The following is a 16555-nucleotide window of genomic DNA, read 5'->3' on the forward strand; positions in this document are numbered from 1 at the left end:
CTCGGCTGGCCTGGAGTGCCAGAACGCGCTCGCGGGACCGACCAATCCCTCGCTATACTGTCCGCAGCGTCAGTACGGGGAGATTGGAGGTCTGCTGGATGACCGCCCGACCGCCGACCTTCGTCCGCGAGCGCCCGCGCGGCCTGCTGCGGCTCTTCCTGGCCATGCCGCCGAAACTCTACCATGGCCCATTCGCGCGCCTGCTCGCCTGGCGCTGCGTGATGCTCCTGACCACTACCGGCCGGAAGACTGGGCTGCCCCGGACCACGGCCGTCAGCTTCATGCCGTTCGCGGATCGCTGGATCATCTTTAGCGGCTTCGGAATCCACTCGAACTGGTACCGGAATATCCTCGCCCACTCGGAGGTGACCGTCCGGATCGGCAACCGGCGCTGGCGCGCGACCGCCCACGTAGTGGAGGACCCGGCGCGCCGGCGCGAGCTGATGCTTCGCATGCGCGACTACTCGCGGCGCTGCGGGCCGCCGATCGCCCTGCGGCCGCTGCTGCGCGCGCTGCGTCTCTTCGACTACGACGCCGAGATTGCCCTGGCGGTCGCCCACGCAGAGGAGCTGCCCGTCGTCGAGATCGTTCCCCACACGCGGCTCTGAGCGCTGCGCCGTGGCACAAATCCTGACCTAGCCACTGGGGTATCATTGAAGGCCGGTTCCATCGTAACGGCCCTGAACCGTTGACAGCTGGTGCACCCACGTTGAACACGATCCGACAAACGACTTCGACTGGAGGATGACGATGTCCAACCCACTCAAGCAGCTCGGCGCGTACGGCCAGAGCTTCTGGCTCGATTTTCTGAGCCGCCCGATGATCACCTCGAGCGAGCTCGCACGGCTAATCGAGGATGACGGCCTTCGCGGCGTTACCTCGAACCCGACGATCTTCGACAAAGCGATCGGCAGCACTGACGAGTACGACGAGGAGATCGTCGAGCTGGCCGCGCGCGGGCTCTCGAGCGAAGCGATCTTCGAGGCGCTCGCAGTCCACGACGTTCAGAAGGCCTGCGATCTGCTCCGGCTGGTCTACGAGGCCGCCGATGGGCAGGATGGGTTCGTCTCGCTCGAGCTGCCACCCGATCTGGCCTACGACACCGAGGGGTCGATCCGCGAAGCGCGGCGGCTCTTCGCGTTGATCGATCGCCCCAACGCGATGATCAAAGTGCCCGGCACGCCCCAGGGGATCCCGGCCATCGAGCAGCTCATCGCCGATGGCGTCAACGTCAACATCACACTGCTCTTCTCGATCCAGAACTACGAGCAGGTGATGGAGGCCTATCTGCGCGGTGTGGAGCGGCGGGCCGAGCTCGGGCTGGCCGTCAACCGGATCGCCTCGGTGGCCAGCTTCTTCGTCAGCCGGGTCGATACGGAAGTCGACCGCCGGCTGGACGAGCTGATCGCGCAGACCGAGAGCCCTGAGCGGCGGGCACGGCTCGAGGCGCTCAAGGGCAAGGTCGCGATCGCCAACGCGAAGATCGCGTACCAGCGCTTCAAGCGCGTGTTCCTCGAGGGCGAGCGATTCAAGCGGCTACAGGAGCGTCACGGCGCCCGCATCCAGCGACCGCTCTGGGCTAGCACTAGCACCAAGAACCCGGCCTACAGCGACGTCATGTACGTCGAGCACCTGATCGGCCCCTACACGGTGCAGACGATGGCTCCGGTGACGGTCGAGGCGTACCGCGACCATGGCCAGCCGCGGCCGAACACGGTCGAGGAGGGCGTGGAGGAGGCCGAGCAGACGTTGGCTGCTCTCGCCGAGGTCGGCATCAACTACGACGAGGTGACCGAGCTCCTGCAGCGGCAGGGAGTAGACCTGTTCGCCGAGTCGTACCGGAGCCTTATGCGCCGGATCGACGAGAAGCGTCGGCAGCTCGCCGTCGCGATCGAAGGGAGGGCGAGCCAGCTCGGCCCTTTTGATCGTGACGTCCGGGCCACCGCCGAGCGGCTAGTCCGGCAGAGGGTCATCGAGCGGCTGTGGGCGCGCGACCCGAGCATCTGGAGCCAGGATCCAACCGTGCAGCGAGCAATCGCCGAGCGGCTGGGCTGGCTGGCGGTTCACGAGACAATGCTCGAGCGGGTAGGCGAGCTGGAGGCGCTGACCGAAGAGGTGCGCCAGGCCGGCTTCCGGCAGGCGGTGCTGCTCGGAATGGGTGGGAGCAGCCTGGCACCCGAGGTCTTCCAGCGGGTGTTCGGCAACGAGGCCCGATCACCTGAGCTAATCGTGCTGGACACCACCAATCCGGATACCATCGCTCGCCTCGAGCGGGAGCTTGATCTCGACCGCACGCTCTTCATCGTGAGCTCGAAGTCCGGCACCACCATCGAGACGACGAGCCTGTATCGCTACTGGTACAGCAGGCTGGCCGAGCGCAAGGGCGAGGCTGCCGCCCGGCACTTCATCGCCATTACCGATCCGGGCACACCGCTCGCGCGGGAGGCTCAGGAGCAGGGCTTCCGGCGTCTCTTCCTGAACCCGCCCGATATCGGCGGGCGCTACTCGGCGCTCTCCTATTTCGGCCTCGTGCCAGCTGCGGTGATCGGCCTGCCGGTGCGGGCACTGCTCGAGCCGGCACAGCAGATGGTCGAGCGCCTGCGGGCCGAGCGGATCGACAACCCAGGGCTCTGGTTCGGCGCAGCGCTCGCCCAGCTCGCCGAGGCCGGCCGCGACAAGGTCACCTTCATCACCGAGCCGGGGCTGGCCAGCCTGGGCGACTGGCTCGAGCAGCTTCTGGCCGAGAGTACGGGCAAGCAGGAGACGGGCCTGATACCGATCGTCGGCGAGCCGCACCTGGCTCCGGACGGGTACGGGGCTGACCGCGTCTTCGTCGGCATCGACCTGGCGCTACAGCCGCACCCGCAGACTGAGGCGCTGCTGGACGCGCTGGCCGCGGTCGGCCATCCGGTGCTGCGCTCGCGGCTCTGGAATACCTGGGAGCTGGGCGCCGAGTTCCTCCGCTGGGAGGTGGCGACAGCGGTCGCCGGGGCACTCCTCGGCATCAACCCGTTCGACGAGCCGAACGTGCAGGAGAGCAAGGATCGAACCGGCCGGCTGCTCGACGGGTTTGTCAAGACCCGCGAGCTGACGACGCCGCCGCCGACCGCGGCCAGCGAGCTCGTGCTGGCGAGTGGAGTCACGGCCACCAGCGTGCCCGAGGCGATCGAGCGCTTCCTGGGTGAGGTGCGGCACGGTGGTTACCTGGCGCTGCTAGCGTTCGCCGATCCGACGCAGGAAGTGGATCGACGGCTCCAAGAAGCGCGCCGGCTGCTGCTCGAGCGCCTGGGGGTCGCGACGACGCTCGGTTACGGGCCGCGCTACCTCCACTCTATCGGCCAGCTCTACAAGGGCGGGCCAGCGGGCGGGGCGTTCTTGCTGATCGTGGTGGAGCCGCGGGCAGATCTCCCGATTCCCGAAGTACCGTATACCTTCCGTACGCTCTTCCTGGCGCAGGCGTTCGGGGACTACCAGGCGCTGGCCGACCGTGGCAAGCCGGTCCTGCTCCTACGGATCAGCGGTGACCCCGTCCACGGGCTGGACTGGCTGCTCCAGCACCTGGTCACCGCAGCGGCGCGCTGAGCGGTCGTGACGCGAGCAGTGGGGAGTAGAGAGCAGATGGAGCTGGCAATCGTCGGCTTGGGTCGCATGGGCGGCAACATGGTAAAGCGGCTGCTGCGTGACGGCCATCGCGTGGTGGCCTATAACCGCAGCCCGGGACCGGTGCGCGAGGCCGAGGCGGCCGGCGCGATCGGCGCCTACAGCCTGGAAGAAGTCGTGGAACGGCTGAGCCCGCCACGGGTGGTTTGGTTAATGGTGCCGGCCGGGGAGCCGACCGAGCAGATGGTCGAGCGGTTCGCGGCGCTGCTGGGTTCCGGCGATATCCTGATCGATGGTGGCAACTCCTACTGGAAGGACTCGGTGCGGCGCGCCGAGTGGTTGCGCGAGCGCGGCATTCAGTTCCTCGACGTCGGGACCAGCGGTGGCATCTGGGGGTTGGAGCTCGGCTACTGCCTGATGATCGGCGGCGAGGAGGCGGCGTTCCGGATCGTGGAGCCAGCCTTCCGCACGCTGGCCCCCGAGAACGGCTATCGACACGTGGGGCCGAGCGGCGCCGGCCACTTCGCCAAGATGGTCCACAACGGTATCGAATACGGCCTGATGCAGGCCTACGCTGAGGGCTTCGAGATATTGCAGGCATCACCCTACAAGTATGACCTCTCTGGGCTGGCCAACCTCTGGAACCATGGCAGCGTCATTCGCTCCTGGCTGCTGGAGCTCGCCGAGCGGGCATTCCGTCGAGACCCCCGGCTGGAGTCGATTCGAGGCTATGTCGAAGATTCCGGTGAGGGCCGCTGGACGGTGCTGACCGCCATCGAGGAGGATGTTCCGGCCCCGGTAATCACGCTCTCGCTGCAGATGCGGTTCCGCTCGCGCCAGGCGGACTCGTTCGCCGCCAAGGTAGCGGCTGCGCTGCGCCGCGAGTTCGGTGGGCATGCCGTGGTGACAGCCGAGACGACGCATGACGAGGACACCTAGCCGGAGGTGCGCATGACGCGCTCGACGACGCTTCTCAATCCCCTCCGCGAGGGACTGCGCCTCGAACGAATCCCTGACCCCTGTGTCATGGTTATCTTCGGCGCCTCGGGCGATCTGACCCGGCGCAAGCTGATGCCAGCGCTGTACAACCTGGCCTATGATGGGCTGTTGCCGCCCGGTTTCTCGATCGTCGGGTACGCTCGCCGGCCCATGAGCGACGACGAGTTCCGGGCTTCCATGCGCAAGGCGGTCGAGCGCTTCTCCCGGCGCCAGCCGATCGACGAGGGTGTTTGGGAGGCGTTCGCGAGCGGCATCTTTTACTTCGAAGCCGATTTTGCCGATGAACACGCCTATCCGAAGCTGGGCGAGCTGCTGGAGCGCATCGACCGCGCGCGTGGGACCGGAGGCAACCGGATCTTTTACCTTGCGACGCCACCCGATGCGTACGAGCTTATCGCGGAGCGCCTCGGTGAGGCGGGCCTGGCCCAGCCAGCGGATCGCGATTCCTGGGTCCGTTTGATCGTGGAGAAACCGTTTGGCCGGGACCTCCAGAGTGCCATCGAGCTGAACGAGCACCTGCTCCGCTTTTTCCGCGAGGACCAGATCTACCGCATCGACCATTACCTCGGGAAAGAGACGGTGCAGAACATCCTGGCGCTCCGCTTCGCCAATACGATCTTCGAACCGATATGGAACCGCACCTACATCGACCACGTGCAGATCACCGTGGCAGAGAGCATCGGGATCGAGGATCGCGGTGGCTACTACGACCGGGCAGGCGCGCTGCGCGACATGGTGCAGAACCACATGCTGCAGCTTCTGAGCGTGATTGCGATGGAGCCGCCGATCGCCTTCGAAGCCGATCCGGTGCGTGATGAGAAGGTCAAGGCGCTGCGCGCGATCCGGCCGATCCGGCCGGATGAGGTCGACGAATACACGGTGCGCGGTCAGTACGGGCCAGGCTTCATCGGCGGCCAGCCGGTTCCCGGCTACCGCCAGGAGCCGAGGGTCGATCCGAACTCGCAGACCGAGACCTACGTGGCGCTCAAGCTGTTCATCGACAACTGGCGCTGGGCCGATGTTCCCTTCTACCTGCGCACCGGGAAGCGGCTCCCCCGCCGGGTCACCGAGATCGCGCTCCAGTTCAAGCAGGTGCCGCACCGGCTCTTCACTGGCCCCGCTGCGGCTGGGCTGGAGCCGAACGCACTAGTGATCCGGATCCAGCCGGATGAGGGAGTCTCGCTCAACATCGCGGCCAAGGCGCCCGGGCCGCGGGTGCGTCTGCGGACGGTGAGCATGGGGTTTCTCTACGGTACCTCGTTCCTGGTCCAGGCGCCGGATGCCTACGAGCGCTTGCTGCTGGACTGCATGCTCGGCGACTCGACGCTGTTCACCCGGCGCGACGAGACCGAGGCCGCCTGGTTGCCGATCACTCAGATCCTGCAGGGCTGGGCCGAGGAGCTACCGCCGCTCTTTCCGAATTACGATGCCGGCTCCTGGGGTCCGCCTGAGGCCGAGGAGTTCATCGCGCGCGATGGCCGGCGCTGGCGACGGCCCTAGCGGCGTGCTCACGGGCGATGGAGCCGCCACGAGGCACCCTCCGGCCAGCGAAGCAAGGGCGGTTGCCAGGAAGGACTCAATGGCATGGCTGAGCTGCAAACGAGCCGTCTAATCCCTCGCGGTGCGGGGATGACCATCGACGTCGACGCGATCGAGCGCGAGCTGGCCGATCTCTGGCGCAGTTCGGGCCGGTTCGACGCGCGCGGCGTCGAGGTTGCGCTCAGCCGTACCAGCGTCCTGACCCTCTTCGTCTATGCATCCGACGCGGCGAGGGCCGAGCAGGCGAGGGAGCTGATCGATCAACTCTCGAGCGAGCACCCGTCGCGGGTGGTGTTGCTGACCGGCCAGGATCCTGGCATTCCAGGACAGGACCAGTCGGCGACTGAAGTGAGTATCCAGTGCAAGCTCGGGGTCGCCGAGCGATACGCCCCATGTTACGAGCAGATCGCGATCACCCTGCCGGCCGACGGGCTGGACTTGTTGCCGAGCCTCTTGATCCCGCTGACCTTGCCGGACTTGCCTTCGTTCCTCTGGTGGTGCGGCCCGGCCCCGCTCCAGGACCGCCGCTTCGCCAGGATAGCCCGAGCCGTTGACCGTGTCATCCTGGACTCGCTCGACTTCGCCCGCCCGGTGCGCGACCTCGTGCATACCCGGCGACTGCACGACCAGCTCAAACCGGTCGACACCATCGTCTCCGATCTCAACTGGGCGCGCATCGCGCCGTGGCAGGAGATGACGGCGCGCGTTTTCGATCTGCCGCACTGCCGCTGGGCGCTAGACGCTATCACCGATGTCTGGGTGGTCTCGGGGCGCTACGAGCATCTGCCGCCCAACCCGTCACAGGCCCTTCTCTTTCTCGGGTGGATGGGCAGCCGGCTCGGCTGGGAGTTCGACGATGCCGTTTCCCGGCCGGATGGCTGCTGTATCTCGATGAGCGACGCGAACGGGCAGCGAATTGAGTGGAATCTCTGTTTCGAGCCGTACGCCGCGCGCCTCCACGGCCACATGCTCTCGGTCCAGTTCCAGGCACGCCGGGATAGCGAGCAGGCAACCTTCACCATTGCTCGCGGTGGTCTCGATCGAGCGACAGTGAAGCTGAGTGCTCACAACCGGCAGCAACAGCTCCTCGATTATGCTTTCCACCATGCGCTGTTCGACCTACGACGGCTTCTGGTGCGCGAGTTCCAGGCCCTGGCGGCCGATCCCCTCTACGAGGCTGCCCTGGCCGAGGCCGAGGGCCTGGCGCGCTCGGTCGAGCCATGGTTGATCTGACGGGCTATGCGATAGCCGGTTACCGACGGTCCGGTTCACTTAGCCGGGAGGCACCATGCGCGAACAGCGATTCCAGATCGTCGTCCTGCCAGATGCTGAGGCAGTGGCCGACTCGGCCACCCGTCGAACGGTGGAGGTCGCGCGCAAAGCGATCGCCGAGCGGGGCAGGTGCGTGATCGCGCTCTCCGGCGGCTCGACGCCCCGAGCGCTCTACCAGCGGCTCGCTGAGCCACCCACGCGCGACGAGATCGAGTGGAGCCGGATTCATCTCTTCTGGGGGGACGAGCGTGCTGTACCCCCTGACCACCCGGAGAGCAATTATCGGATGGCTAGGGAAGCGATGCTCGATCGCTTGCCGATCCCACCTGGCAACGTGCATCGTGTCCTCGCCGAACTCGGACCAGAAGAAGCTGCGGAACGGTACGAGGCTGATTTGCGACAGGTCTTCGGCGTTCGCGCTGGCGAGGTTCCGGAGTTCGACTTGATCCTCCTCGGGATCGGTGCTGATGGGCATACGGCCTCGCTCTTCCCGCACACCGCCGCACTAGCCGTGCGCGACCGGCTTGTGGTGGCGAATGCTGTGCCGCAGCTCGGCACGACCCGGATTACGCTCACCGCGCCAGTGCTCCAGGCAGCCCGGTGGGTACTGGTGCTGGCGACCGGACCGGACAAGGCTGAGGCGGTGGCTCGCGCGATCGAGGGCACCGAGGACGTCGACGAGACCCCAGCTCAGCTCCTGAGGCATGCCCGTGGCCAGGTCACCTGGCTGCTCGATGGGGCTGCCGCCGGGCGGCTGGCGAGCGCTCGATAGCCTCGGTAGGTGTGCCGCCGTGGAGGTGGACCCATGCCGGTTGTGAGGCACGAGCGTCTGGTTGCGTTCGCTGCCGCGGTCTACGAGGCCGCGGGCGCGTCGCCGGAGCACGCGGCGATCGTGGCGCGCCACCAGGTCGGCGCGAACCTGGCTGGCCACGACTCGCACGGGGTGCGCCTCCTGCCCAACTACGTCGCCGCGATCGAGCGTGGACACCTCGACCCAGCAGCCCGACCGGCCGTGATCAGCGAGACGGGCGCGACCCTCTTCGTCTCGGGCAACTGGGGCTTCGGCCAGGTAGTCTCCGAGTGGACGATGGAGCGTTGCATCGCGATGGCGCGCGAGACCCGAGTCGCGGCGGCCGTAGTGCGGGAGCAGGGACATGTCGGCCGGCTGGCCGACTACCCGATGATGGCGGCAAGGGACGGTCTGATCGGTATCATGCTCTGCGACTCCGGGCAGGCCCCCAAGCAAGTTGCCCCCTTTGGTGGTCGCGAGGCACGGCTCGGGACGAACCCGATTTCGATCGCTTTTCCGAGCGACCTGGAAGCCCCACTCGTGATCGACATGGCGACGAGCGCCGTCGCGCTGGGCAAACTCGACCTGGCCCGGGCTCGCCGCCACCGGATCCCTCTGGGCTGGATCCTCGACCGCGATGGGCGGCCGACGACTGACCCCGATGACTTCTACGCCGGTGGCGTCATGCTGCCGCTCGGGGGAGGGGAAGGTCACAAGGGGTACGGGCTGTCGGTCGCTGTCGAGATCCTCGCCGCCCTTCTGCCGGGGCTGGGCTTCGGTGTCGACCCGCTTGGCCGGCACAATGACGGGGCCTTCATGCTGGTCGTCGACCCGAGCGCGTTCCGGCCGCTCGACGACTTCAAGGCCGAGGTCGCCGCCTTTGCCCGCTATCTGAAGGCGACACCTCCGGCCGAGGGCTTCATCGAGGTGCTTTATCCAGGCGAACCTGAGTACCGGACGCAGCAACAGCGGCGCCAGAACGGCATTCCGATCGACGACGCGATCTGGAGCGAGCTCCAGGCCACCGGTTCGCGTTACGGCGTGCCGTTACCCGACGCGACGAGATGAGCCACCGCGCTTGGCTGTCGTCAGGGATTTCCTGACCGGATGGGGTCGCGCGCTGTTCTATGATCTCGATCGGAGTGGATAGCCCGGCGGGCCGTTCCGGCCTGCAAGCGAGAGCATGTGTAGGCGTGGAGACCTGGCTGCCCATCCTCAATACGACCTTGATCGCCATCAGCGGGCTGGCCGCAGCGACCGGCTACCTGTGCATTCGCCAGCGCAAAGTCGAGGCCCACAAGTGGGCCATGTTGACGGCGACGACCTTCGCCGCGCTCTTCCTCGTCGTGTATGTCGCGCGTTACCTGCTGCTCGGTAGCAAGCTCTATACCGGCGAGGGTGCAGTCCGCGTCGTCTACTTCGCTATCCTGATCTCGCATACGATCCTGGCGACGATCCTGGGGCCGATGGTGCTGGTGACGATTTACCGGGCGTTGACCCGGCAGTTTCGGCGCCACCGGCGGATCGCCCGTCTCACACTGCCCGTCTGGCTCTACGTGGCGGTCACTGGCTGGATCATCTACCTCATGCTCTACACGCTATGAAGGAACCGTGGGGATGCGGCGCAAGACCGTCCTGATCTGCCTCGACGGCCTCGACCCGGATTACCTCGAGACGGCGCGCACCCCGACGCTCGATGCGATCGCCCGTGCCGGCTTCTTCACTATAGGCCGGGCTGTCCTGCCTTCGGTGACCAATGTCAACAACGTCTCGATCCTCACCGGTTCCTTCCCGGAGACGCACGGTATCGCCAGCAACTATTGGTACGACCCGGTCACGGGCCAGGGGCAGTTCATCGAGACAGCAGAGTACCTGCGCGCTCCGACGGCGCTCGAGCGCGCTGCTCAGGCTGGACTGCGGACGGCGCTGCTGGTGACGAAGGAGAAGCTCCTGCGTCTGCTCGGCCGCGGGGCGACGGTCGCCTTCTCAGCCGAGCGCCTGCCAGCCGAGGCGATCGAGGCGGTCGGCGAGCCGGCTGGCATCTACTCGTCGGAGATCGACTACTGGCAGCTCCGCGCCCTGCACTGGGTGCTCCGGGCGTACGATCCCGACCTGACCTATTGCAGCACGACCGACTACGTGATGCACAGGCACGGCCCTGGATCGGCCGAGGCGATCCGCCACATCGAGACGCTCGACGCGCTGTTGGGCGACCTGCTGGCGGCGTTTCCGGAGCACCAGGTTTTGATCACCGCCGACCACGGCATGCGGGACAAGACAGTCGGGCTCGATCTGGTGGCGTTGCTGGGCGGGTATGGCATCCGCGCGGCTTTCGTCTCGCCGATCAAGGATCGCTACGTCGTCCATCACAGTAACATGGGCGGCGCCGGGTACCTCTACCTTGCTGCCGGACAGGTGGCTGATGCCATCGAGCTCCTGCGGGAGACCGCAGGGATCGAGGCCGTGTACAGTCGGGAAGAGGCGGTCGACCGCTTCCGGCTACCGGCAGACCGGATCGGAGACCTGTTCGTTCTGGCGACCACGGAGACAGTCCTCGTGGAGCCCGGTTCGACCGGCTCGACCAGGGCCTCCGTTCGCCTCCGCACGCACGGTGGATTGCACGAGACGCGCGTACCGATCTGGGGCTACCGCGCTGAGGCATCGAGGGAGCAGTTCGCCTGGAACCTGGATATTGTGCGGCTCCTCGACTTGCCTGGGTCACGGGAGTCGCGAGCAGCAACGCCGTCTTGACTGGACGTAACCTTCTGTCGGCCGGCTAAGAACGAGAGGCCAACCGTTGAACGAGATCGCGGGTACACGAGGCGTCCGATCGGTTCCCCAGCCGGATTTCGCGGCTCCGCGGGTAGCGGGGCAGGCGGAGGCGATCGTTGTCCGCGATCTCGTCAAGCGCTACGGTGAACGCGTCGCCGTGGACGGCCTGACCTTCACGATCGGCCGAGGGGAGATTTTCGCGCTCCTCGGTCCGAACGGAGCGGGCAAGACCACGACCATCGAAATCCTTGAGGGATACCGTACGGCCGACGAGGGCGAGGTACGCGTGTTGGGGCTCGATCCGCGTCGGGACGCCGCCGAGCTCCGGCGACGTATCGGGGTGATGCTCCAGAGCGGCGGCATCTACCCGACTGTGACGCCGATCGAATTCCTGGATCTATTGAGTCACTTCTACGACGAGGCCGAGGATCCTCGGGAGCTGATCCGGTTGGTGGGCCTGGAAGAGGTTGCGCGGGTGCGGTACCGGCAGCTCTCCGGCGGCCAGCAACGACGCCTAGCACTGGCGGCGGCGCTGGTTGGGAAGCCGGAATTGCTCTTTCTGGACGAGCCGACCACCGGCATGGATCCGCAGGCCCGCCGGCTGACCTGGTCTTTGGTATCCTCGCTGCGCGAGCGCGGAATCACGGTGCTCCTGACCACCCACTTCATGGAGGAGGCAGAGCGGCTGGCTGACCGAGTCGCCATCATCGACCACGGCCGGCTCGTCGCCCTCGCCACGCCGCAGGAGCTGACACATTCCGAAACCGACGAGGTGCAGTTCACCGGTCCGGCCGGTCTCGACGTTACCGCCCTGCGGTCGTTGCCCTCAGCGTTGGATGCGCGCGAGGCCCAGCCGGGACGGTACGTGATTCATACGAAGCGGCCGGCGGATCTCCTGTCCGAGCTGACGACCTGGGCGCGCGATGCCGGTGTGCTGCTGGTGGAGATCCGAGTCGGCCACGAGTCGCTGGAAGAGGTCTTCCTGCGGTTGACTGGCCATGAGCTACGAGAGTGAGGCGCGCTCATTGGCTGGCTGGCTTGGTTGTAACTCGGGTGGCCGGAAGCGGGGATAGGAGAGCGCACGAGTGGAGGCACTACTGGCGCAGGCCCGGATGGAGCTGCTGCTGACTATACGCCGCGCCGAGGGCGTGCTGATCACCCTGGTGGTGCCGGCGGTACTGCTCGTCTTCTTCGCCTCGCTCGGGATCGCGCCGCCGGAGTACGCTCGGCCAGTCGACTTCCTGCTGCCGGGCATGCTGGCACTGGCGGTGATGTCCACCGGGCTGGTGAGCCTGGGAATCCGTACCGCTTACGAGCGCAGCTACGGCGTGCTCAAGCGTTTGGGCAGCACGCCGCTGGGCCGAGGAAGGCTGCTGGGCGCGAAGGTGATCTCAGTCGTGGCCGTCGTAGCCGCGGAGATCGCTCTCTTACTCGCGATCGCCGCCATTGGCTACGACTGGCGACCGGGCGGGTCCCTCCTCTGGGCTCTCCTCGCGCTCGTCCTCGGCACGGCTACATTCTCCAGCATCGGGCTGCTTCTGGCGGGAACCCTGCGGGCGGAGACCACGCTCGCCGCTGCCAACGGTCTCTATCTTCTGCTGCTCCTGCTAGGCGGCATCGTCTGGCCGGTCGAGCGTCTGCCCGGCCCGCTAGGCCTCGTGGGCCTGTTGCTACCGTCCAACGCGTTGGCCGAGGCCTTGCGGCTCAGCCTCGGACCGCAGCCGGTGGCTCCGCTGCCCCAGCTCTTCGCCCTTCTCCTCTGGTGTGCGGGCGTCTTGGTGCTAGCCTCGCGGACCTTCCGGTGGGAGTGAGCGGTCCCGGGGTGGGACTCGCGATGCCGCCTCAGGTGGTGAGCAGGCCGATTCCGAGCGAGACGACGCCAACGGCCAGCGAGACCGCGCCGGCGTACACCAGGACGATGAGCCGGTTCGGCGCGTTGACGCCGCGACCGGCCGACGACAGGAAAAAGCCGGCGGACATGAGGATGGCCGCGACCCAGATTCCGTTGCGGGCGAAGATGGCGAGCCAGCCGCTCAGCTCGGCAGCGTCAGCGAGGATCTGACACACGAGCGCCAGGGTCACGAGCACGCCAGCGTGGGCATGTCCGGCCCGGGCGAACGCCTGTTGGAAAGCTGTCATCGGATGGCGGCCGCGCAGGACTCGCAACAAGAGCAGCCCACCGGACTCGATAGTGACGATCGTCAACAGGATCAGCCCGGCAGTTGCGCGTGTTTCCGCTGACAATGACAGTGGTGTGTCCACGGAGACCTCCTTCGCGTGCGCTGCACCTGCGACGGCACCATCCGATCTAGACAGTGACAAGATACCAGGGCGCGACGAACTTGTCAATGACAAGATCGATCTGTTATGCTGGGGACATGAGAAAGCGAGCAACAGCGCCTATTCGGGCCCATCCCTACCATCACGGCAACCTCCGGCGCGCGCTCCTCGACGCCGCGCTCGAGTCGATCGCCGCGGCTGGGCCAGCCGCCCTCAGCCTGCGCGAGCTGGCGCGTCGGGTCGGCGTATCGCACGCCGCGCCAGCCCACCACTTCGGCGATAAGGCGGGGCTGTTGACGGCGCTGGCGACCGAGGGCTACCGGCTGCTGGCCGCGACGCTCCGCGAAGCCTGGGAACGAACCGGGAACTTTCTCGACGTCGGCGTCGCCTACGTCCGCTTCTCGATCGAGCACCGTCCGTACGTGGCCGTCATGTTCCGCCCCGAGCTGTATCGCGCCGGTGACCCCGCGCTGGTGGAAGCGAGGCAGGCGGCGAGCGAGCTGCTCTACGGGCCACTGAGGCAGCTCGCTCGTGATGATCCGGCTCTCGACCCGCTACGAGCTGGCTTGGCTGCCTGGTCGCTCGCTCATGGGTTCGCCGAGCTGTGGACCACCGGTGCCCTGCCGCCCGAGCTGGGAGACGATCTGGAGCAAGCGGCGCGCGACGTGCTTGCCTACCTCTTCCGGCCCGTGCCGCCCAGCGGCTGAGCATGAGCACCCGCGCGTATTCCCGCTGCGCCGTACCGGGAGACGCCGACCGATCTCGTCAGTTCTCGATCGGCGCGAAGAGCTCGGTGATGGGGAGCGCGCGGATCGTGTCCAGATCCATTGCCGGGAGTGGACCCGGCGCTAGGGCGAGCCAGCGTTCCCCGTGTTCGAAGGCGATTCGCTTCGCTGGGTCGACGCGGAGACGACCCGATCCGAAGGTCGCCCCGGTCAGGGCTTGCAGCGTGTCGGCCAGGTGGGCGAGTTCCGGGGCGAGGCTGATGGTGACGATGAGCGCGTCATCCTTGGGGCGAATGCCCCACAGCTCGTGCAGATGTTGGATGAGCCGGGCGCCGGCGACGACCCATGGACAACACTCGCCGTGGAAGTTCGCGGCCTCCCGCTCGAACTCTGCCAGTCGCTCCGGGCCGGTGAGGTCGATCAGATAGCGATCTCGCGAGCTACGAGCCGAGAAGATGCAGTCCCAGCTCACCGAGTAGCGTTTGATATCCAGCACCGGTGTCCCGTCGATCAACTCCAACGGGTCGACGACGAGGCGATTCCGCTCGATGGCGAGGAGCCAGCAGGCGCTCAGCGAGAGCAGGTTGGGCCGCGCCACCGAGCGCAGGCCGAAGACTCCGCGCCGGCGCCGGGTTGGCTCGTACTCGGGGCGGACAAGTTGTAGCCGGTGGCGGTCCCCCTCGTGTAGCCAGCCTATCACCCAGATGTGCGAGTTTTCCTCGATTCGCAGTAGTCCGTCTTCGAATTCCGGGAAGATCTCGATTTCGGCCCGGATGCCTTGCGGCGGCATCAGCCGCCGGTCGGCGATACGCGAGCGCACGACGCCGATGGGATAGACGTCGAAGCGATCTTCCTGCAACACGGCAATCCTCTCCTGCCGTGCAATTTGCCAGCTCATCGGCAGGCCCGGCGCCCATAGCGGGCACGTAGGCGAATGGCAGGCACGGCGTGGCCGCTCCCGCCGCAGGCCCGGGAGTCCTCGGGCCGGCGACTCCTCGGGCATCCGTTCACCTTATGTGGTTAAGTGTACTCATGGACATCAGGAGCCATCGGGCGCTGGTGCAGCGCTCGAGTCGGCGAGCCGCCGGAGTGCCTCAGCGAGATCGAACTGGGCGTGATGGACACGATAAATCTCGCGCCCATCCAGTTCGATCACCACATACACGGTGCCTACTCGGACCTCGACGCCAGGGCGGTCGGGATGGGTCAAGATCGCGATCGCCGATGTCTCGTACGCGGTGCGGAATCCCCGGCTGCGGAGGGCTTCGACGATATCTTCATGCGTGCCGTCCATGGGCATTCCCCTCGTTTGGAGTCTCGCTGTACGGGTCTCCATCGATCTTCCGGGCCGTCGATAGGCAAAGGGAGCTGCTCGCGAGCCGTGCCTCGCAGTAGGTTGCAGCGTGCCGAGAGTCCGGCACATCGTGTAGGTCCAGGCTACAATGGTACGAGGGGCAAGCTGATCACGTGTGGCTCCGTTCTAGCGGTTGCATGAATTGGCTTGAGTGACAGGACGCCGAAGACTATTGGAGCCTCCATGACCGAGCAGGCAACGAGCGAGACAGCACCAGAGATCACCACCGAGTTTACCGAGATCGAGATGCGATGCGTGCCTTGTAATGCCTCGTGGAGCGCGCCGGTGGCGCGCCGGGTGAACGTGGCGACCCATCCCGATGCCCGGCTGGGGATCTTGTTGAAGACGATGCACCGCACCGCCTGTCCCCTCTGCAAGACCCCGAAGGAAATCGATACAATCTTCGACTACTACGACCCGGAGCGGAAGCTGGTTGTCCAGGTGCGCCCGTCCTGGGAAATTCACGCCGGGGGAGGGGAAGACTGGTACTGGGCGCGCTACGAGGATCTGGTCTTGAAGTACGCAAACTACGATGTGCGGGTCGATGTCGTCTTCGGCTTCGACGAGATGATCGAAAAGTACTTGGGAGGCCAGGAAGCGGTGAAGGTGGCGCAACGGGAGTGGCGGGCACGGCGCGAGCAGGCGGGTTCCGGTCAACCTCCCGAGGGGCCAGGGACGGACGATGTGCGGAACGCCTGAGTGCCGGTTGGTGACCGCAGACTCCTTGTGAATCGAGGAGGGGCGATGGTCGAGTCGCGACTTCCGGTACCACTCTCCCGGTCAGAGGTAGCAACCGATACCTGGCCGCCCCGGCTTCGTCGGTGGGAGTGGGCCCGCTACCCTGCAGCGCGGGCACTGGCCGGAATGAGTGCCGAGCTTGCGCCGGACCTGATTCGACTGGCCCGCCGCGCTCTGCGGAGCCGTTCACGAGCGTTGCGACGGCAAGAGGCGAGCGACACGCTGGCGAGTACGGAGCTGACCATTACCGAGGTACGGATCAAGGTGCTCGGTTCGGCACAAGAGCTCATGATGCATAAGACCAGCATCTGGACCACACCGCTCCGTGATGACACGTCCCACGCCCCAGCCGTACGCCGAATCGGACTGGGGTTGGTCGGGTTGGCGGGCGCCCTGGTTCTCCTCAGGCTGGCAAGCGGCCGCCGGCTGGCGCAGTTGCCTCTGCCGCGCCGCTTGCCACAGTGACATCGCTCGCACCGCGAACTG

At 66.6% G+C, this 16555-nt stretch carries 17 protein-coding genes; 14 read left to right on the top strand and 3 right to left on the bottom strand.

The genetic code is table 11. The features are described from left to right. The first annotated feature begins 98 nt into the window (after nt 1–98). The 11 genes from NET02_RS02625 to NET02_RS02675 all read left to right on the top strand — a co-directional run bounded on the left by NET02_RS02625 (nt 99) and on the right by NET02_RS02675 (nt 12783). Complete coding sequence (locus tag NET02_RS02625) at nt 99–608, top strand: nitroreductase family deazaflavin-dependent oxidoreductase (RefSeq protein ID WP_284055813.1); 510 nt, start codon at nt 99–101, stop codon at nt 606–608. A 142-nt stretch (nt 609–750) separates the two neighbouring features. After that, on the top strand, nt 751–3582 hold the full coding sequence (locus NET02_RS02630; RefSeq protein ID WP_284055814.1) for a bifunctional transaldolase/phosoglucose isomerase: 2832 nt from the start codon (nt 751–753) through the stop codon (nt 3580–3582). 36 nt (nt 3583–3618) lie between these two features. Continuing rightward, nucleotides 3619–4539 (top strand): phosphogluconate dehydrogenase (NAD(+)-dependent, decarboxylating), encoded by a 921-nt coding sequence (gene gnd / locus NET02_RS02635; RefSeq protein ID WP_284055815.1) that lies wholly within the window; start codon nt 3619–3621, stop codon nt 4537–4539. A 12-nt stretch (nt 4540–4551) separates the two neighbouring features. Next, a complete protein-coding gene (gene zwf, locus NET02_RS02640) occupies nt 4552–6099 on the top strand; it encodes a glucose-6-phosphate dehydrogenase (protein ID WP_284055816.1) in 1548 nt (515 codons plus the stop codon). An 84-nt stretch (nt 6100–6183) separates the two neighbouring features. After that, nucleotides 6184–7371: a glucose-6-phosphate dehydrogenase assembly protein OpcA gene (locus tag NET02_RS02645; protein WP_284055817.1), complete on the top strand. Its 1188-nt coding sequence runs from the start codon at nt 6184–6186 to the stop codon at nt 7369–7371. Nucleotides 7372–7426: 55 nt separating this feature from the next. Then, on the top strand, nt 7427–8182 hold the full coding sequence (gene pgl / locus NET02_RS02650) for a 6-phosphogluconolactonase (protein WP_284055818.1): 756 nt from the start codon (nt 7427–7429) through the stop codon (nt 8180–8182). Between the two features lie 33 nt (nt 8183–8215). Next, a complete protein-coding gene (locus NET02_RS02655) occupies nt 8216–9268 on the top strand; it encodes an Ldh family oxidoreductase (RefSeq protein WP_284055819.1) in 1053 nt (350 codons plus the stop codon). 125 nt (nt 9269–9393) lie between these two features. Further along, nucleotides 9394–9804 (top strand): DUF420 domain-containing protein, encoded by a 411-nt coding sequence (locus NET02_RS02660; protein ID WP_284055820.1) that lies wholly within the window; start codon nt 9394–9396, stop codon nt 9802–9804. 13 nt (nt 9805–9817) lie between these two features. After that, on the top strand, nt 9818–10951 hold the full coding sequence (locus NET02_RS02665) for an alkaline phosphatase family protein (protein ID WP_284055821.1): 1134 nt from the start codon (nt 9818–9820) through the stop codon (nt 10949–10951). 133 nt (nt 10952–11084) lie between these two features. Then, nucleotides 11085–11987 (top strand): ABC transporter ATP-binding protein, encoded by a 903-nt coding sequence (locus NET02_RS02670; RefSeq protein ID WP_347710991.1) that lies wholly within the window; start codon nt 11085–11087, stop codon nt 11985–11987. Nucleotides 11988–12057: 70 nt separating this feature from the next. Then, entirely contained in the window at nt 12058–12783 is a 726-nt protein-coding gene (locus NET02_RS02675; RefSeq protein WP_284055823.1) for an ABC transporter permease, read from the top strand. 31 nt (nt 12784–12814) lie between these two features. Here the strand turns inward: NET02_RS02675 and NET02_RS02680 are convergent, their stop codons facing one another. Continuing rightward, the gene (locus tag NET02_RS02680; protein ID WP_284055824.1) at nt 12815–13234 is read right to left on the bottom strand and encodes a hypothetical protein; all 420 of its coding nucleotides are present in this window, start codon (nt 13232–13234) and stop codon (nt 12815–12817) included. A gap of 116 nt (nt 13235–13350) precedes the next feature. On the opposite strand from NET02_RS02680, the gene NET02_RS02685 reads away from it, so the two are divergent. After that, entirely contained in the window at nt 13351–13959 is a 609-nt protein-coding gene (locus NET02_RS02685) for a TetR/AcrR family transcriptional regulator (RefSeq protein WP_284055825.1), read from the top strand. Between the two features lie 58 nt (nt 13960–14017). Here the strand turns inward: NET02_RS02685 and tsaA are convergent, their stop codons facing one another. After that, the gene (tsaA, locus tag NET02_RS02690) at nt 14018–14839 is read right to left on the bottom strand and encodes a tRNA (N6-threonylcarbamoyladenosine(37)-N6)-methyltransferase TrmO (RefSeq protein ID WP_284055826.1); all 822 of its coding nucleotides are present in this window, start codon (nt 14837–14839) and stop codon (nt 14018–14020) included. A 177-nt stretch (nt 14840–15016) separates the two neighbouring features. Continuing rightward, nucleotides 15017–15271 carry a hypothetical protein gene (locus NET02_RS02695; RefSeq protein ID WP_284055827.1) on the bottom strand — a complete coding sequence of 85 codons (255 nt, stop codon included), beginning with the start codon at nt 15269–15271 and terminating at the stop codon, nt 15017–15019. A 243-nt stretch (nt 15272–15514) separates the two neighbouring features. On the opposite strand from NET02_RS02695, the gene NET02_RS02700 reads away from it, so the two are divergent. Both NET02_RS02700 and NET02_RS02705 read left to right on the top strand, forming a co-directional pair. Next, the gene (locus NET02_RS02700; protein WP_284055828.1) at nt 15515–16030 is read left to right on the top strand and encodes a CpXC domain-containing protein; all 516 of its coding nucleotides are present in this window, start codon (nt 15515–15517) and stop codon (nt 16028–16030) included. A 45-nt stretch (nt 16031–16075) separates the two neighbouring features. Next, the gene (locus NET02_RS02705) at nt 16076–16534 is read left to right on the top strand and encodes a hypothetical protein (RefSeq protein WP_284055829.1); all 459 of its coding nucleotides are present in this window, start codon (nt 16076–16078) and stop codon (nt 16532–16534) included. Nucleotides 16535–16555: the final 21 nt, after the last annotated feature.

Source organism: Thermalbibacter longus (assembly GCF_023806485.1).
GTDB classification, from domain to species: domain Bacteria; phylum Chloroflexota; class Chloroflexia; order Thermomicrobiales; family Thermomicrobiaceae; genus Thermalbibacter; species Thermalbibacter longus.

Bases quoted from the DNA above. Each gene is read 5' to 3' on its own strand.
- NET02_RS02625 (WP_284055813.1), top strand. From the start codon at position 99: ATGACCGCCCGACCGCCGACCTTCGTCCGCGAGCGCCCGCGCGGCCTG.
- gnd (WP_284055815.1), top strand. From the start codon at position 3,619: ATGGAGCTGGCAATCGTCGGCTTGGGTCGCATGGGCGGCAACATGGTA.
- pgl (WP_284055818.1), top strand. From the start codon at position 7,427: ATGCGCGAACAGCGATTCCAGATCGTCGTCCTGCCAGATGCTGAGGCA.
- NET02_RS02700 (WP_284055828.1), top strand. From the start codon at position 15,515: ATGACCGAGCAGGCAACGAGCGAGACAGCACCAGAGATCACCACCGAG.
- zwf (WP_284055816.1), top strand. From the start codon at position 4,552: ATGACGCGCTCGACGACGCTTCTCAATCCCCTCCGCGAGGGACTGCGC.
- NET02_RS02705 (WP_284055829.1), top strand. From the start codon at position 16,076: ATGGTCGAGTCGCGACTTCCGGTACCACTCTCCCGGTCAGAGGTAGCA.
- NET02_RS02685 (WP_284055825.1), top strand. From the start codon at position 13,351: ATGAGAAAGCGAGCAACAGCGCCTATTCGGGCCCATCCCTACCATCAC.
- NET02_RS02695 (WP_284055827.1), bottom strand. From the start codon at position 15,271: ATGGACGGCACGCATGAAGATATCGTCGAAGCCCTCCGCAGCCGGGGA.
- NET02_RS02665 (WP_284055821.1), top strand. From the start codon at position 9,818: ATGCGGCGCAAGACCGTCCTGATCTGCCTCGACGGCCTCGACCCGGAT.
- NET02_RS02630 (WP_284055814.1), top strand. From the start codon at position 751: ATGTCCAACCCACTCAAGCAGCTCGGCGCGTACGGCCAGAGCTTCTGG.
- NET02_RS02645 (WP_284055817.1), top strand. From the start codon at position 6,184: ATGGCTGAGCTGCAAACGAGCCGTCTAATCCCTCGCGGTGCGGGGATG.
- NET02_RS02655 (WP_284055819.1), top strand. From the start codon at position 8,216: ATGCCGGTTGTGAGGCACGAGCGTCTGGTTGCGTTCGCTGCCGCGGTC.